The organism is Streptomyces sparsus, assembly GCF_054776295.1.
Map to the genome: position 1 here is coordinate 1 of NZ_BAAHCA010000766.1, position 2414 is coordinate 2414.

Genomic DNA, 2414 nt, shown 5'->3' on the forward strand with positions numbered 1-2414 from the left:
CGGGTGGGACGGGCCCTGAGTCGGGGCGTGCGGCGGCAGCGGCGCGGCGGCGCCGGTGGAAGGTGGCTCATCGGCCCCGGGGCCCCACGGCTCGTCCCAGGGCCGTCCGGCCGGGGGTGAGACCGGTGCCGCCTCCTGCCGTCCCGGGAACCACGGCTCACCGTTCGACGGCAGCACGATTCCCTCGCGCGGCTCGTCGCCCTGTCCGCTGTGCGTTGTCACCGGGACTCCTCGTTCGTGCGAGTGTTCATCCGACTTACAGACCGTCGGCAACGCTACCGGGTCTTTCGCACAACCGACCACGTCCTCCCCGGTTACCGACCGGTCCGGGCGGGTAGACGCAGACGCCCCGGCGGACAGGTGACAGGCCCCGCACGGCCGGGCGGCCTGCGGGAGGTTCCGCCGGCGTCGCCGCGGCCGGCGGAACCGAGGTGTCCCGTCCGCCTCAGGCCGCGACCTCCAACCGGGCCCGGGCGGTGAACTCACGGACGACCGGCTCCTGCGCGTAGGGCTCCAGCCGCTGGTGGAAGGCGTCCAGATACTCCTGGCCGCGCTCGGAGCGCAGCCCCGTGAGCAGTTCCAGCGCCCGGGCCCCCGTGTGGCAGGCGCGGTCGATCTCGCGCTGCTGTACCTGCGCGTCGGCCAGCAGCAGCAACCCGATCGCACGGCGTCTGGTGCGGCGCTCGTCGAGTCGGGCCAGCGCCTCCTCGGCCCGGCGCGCCGCGGGCACCGGCTGGCCGAGGTCCCGGTGGCAGTGCGCCAACTCGTCCGCGAGGTACGCCGCGTCGAAGTGCGCGATCCACGGGGGGTCGTCCCCCGCGTCGGTCGCCGCCTCGGCCCGCTCGAAGGCGGACAGGGCCTGTCCGGCGGCGAGTTGGCAGGCCCGGCCGTCACCGAGCAGGGCGTGGCCGCGGGCCTCGGCGGCGAGGAACATCGCCTCCACCCGGGGGGTGACCTGGCCGCGACTGCCTTCCTGCGCGGCCCTCGCCAGCTGGGTGATCTCCCGGGGGTTGCCCAGCGGACCGGCGAGATGACTCATGCCGGCGGCCAGTACGTAACCGCCGTAACCGCGGTCACCGGCTGCCTGGGACAGCCGCAGCGCCTGGATGTAGTAGCGCTGTGCCAGACCGGGTTGGCCGGTGTCGACCGCCATGTAACCGGCCAGTTCGGTGAGTCGGGCGACGGCGGCGAACAACTCCCGTCCGATGGTCTCCCGGTAGGAGCCGGCGAGCATGCCGGCGACCACGCTGTTCAGGTAGTGCACGACGACCGGCCGTACGTGGCCGGAGCCGAAGCGGTGGTCCAGCTCGGACAGTGCCGCGGTCGTGGCCCGGACGGCCTCCACGTCGGCGGCGCCGACCCGCGGGCCCGCCGTCCTGGCCACCTGCGGGTCGGCCCCGCTGATCAGCCAGTCCCGGCTGGGCTCGACCAGCGCGGAGGCGGCGACCGACCGGCCGGTGAGGAACTCGCGGCGCCCGACGTCGCTGCGCCACAGCTCACTGACCTGTTCGACGGCGGCCGGCACCGAGGAGGCGAACTGGAGTCCGACCCCGGCGGCGAGGTTCTTGCCGTTGGCCATGCCGATCTCGTCGATGGTGACGGCCCGGGACAGCTTGCGGCCCAGTGCCTCGGCGATGATGCCCGGGGCCCGGCCGCGCGGCTGCTGGCCGCGCAGCCACCGGGCCACCGAGGTCTTGTCGTACCGCAGGTCGAGGCCGTGTTCGGCGCCGACCAGGTTGACGCGGCGGGCCAGGCCGGCGTTGGAGCAGCCTGCCTCCTGGATGAGTGCTTGCAGCCGTTCGTTGGGCTGCCTCGCTACGAGCGGCCTGGCGGCCATGGGCGGCTCCCCCCTCGTGGGTGATGGCGGACGTGCATCGATGGCGCACTTCGCTGACCGGCGCTGACCGGCGCCCGCTACGGGACACCGGCCTGCGCGACGACGGAGCAGCGGAGCAACGGAGCAACACTGCCCAGTGCATATGCGGAAAATCCCGGCGGACCCCGGCATCACACCGCAGAGGTGACTACCCATCCGAGACCGACCCCTGCGGCGCGCGCCCCCGCCTGTGCACCGATGCGCCCTCCCCCCGCCCGCCGCCGACCGGCCGCTCGGCGGCGGGCGGAACGTATCGCCTCGGTGATGGCGAAGAGGGCCGTAACCCCTGGTGGTACGTGCAGTTGTGAAGTGCGTGGAAGAGACCATCGGAGTCACCTCAGGAGTCACCGCAGCCCCCCAGATCCCCCAACAGCGGGGGGAGACACTGCTCGAACACGCGGTCCGCTACGCGCAGGAGCGGCACTGGGACGTGTTTCCCGGCACCTGGCTGGAGACCGGCAGCGACGACGGCGGCACCCCGCGGTGCACCTGCCGCGCGGTCGACTGCCCGGCTCCGGGCGCGCACCCCGCGGACGCG

1 protein-coding gene and 2 pseudogenes are annotated in these 2414 nt (G+C 73.9%); 1 reads left to right on the forward strand and 2 read right to left on the reverse strand.

The window, feature by feature from the left end; all coding sequences use genetic code 11:
- Nucleotides 1-222, reverse strand: a pseudogene (locus ACYVE9_RS23125) (hypothetical protein); the annotation flags it as partial.
- Nucleotides 223-445: 223 nt separating this feature from the next.
- Nucleotides 446-1837: a transcriptional regulator gene (locus ACYVE9_RS23130; protein ID WP_461029824.1), complete on the reverse strand. Its 1392-nt coding sequence runs from the start codon at nucleotides 1835-1837 to the stop codon at nucleotides 446-448.
- 352 nt (nucleotides 1838-2189) lie between these two features.
- On the opposite strand from ACYVE9_RS23130, the pseudogene ACYVE9_RS23135 reads away from it, so the two are divergent.
- Nucleotides 2190-2414 (forward strand): annotated as a pseudogene (locus ACYVE9_RS23135) (bifunctional DNA primase/polymerase); the annotation flags it as partial.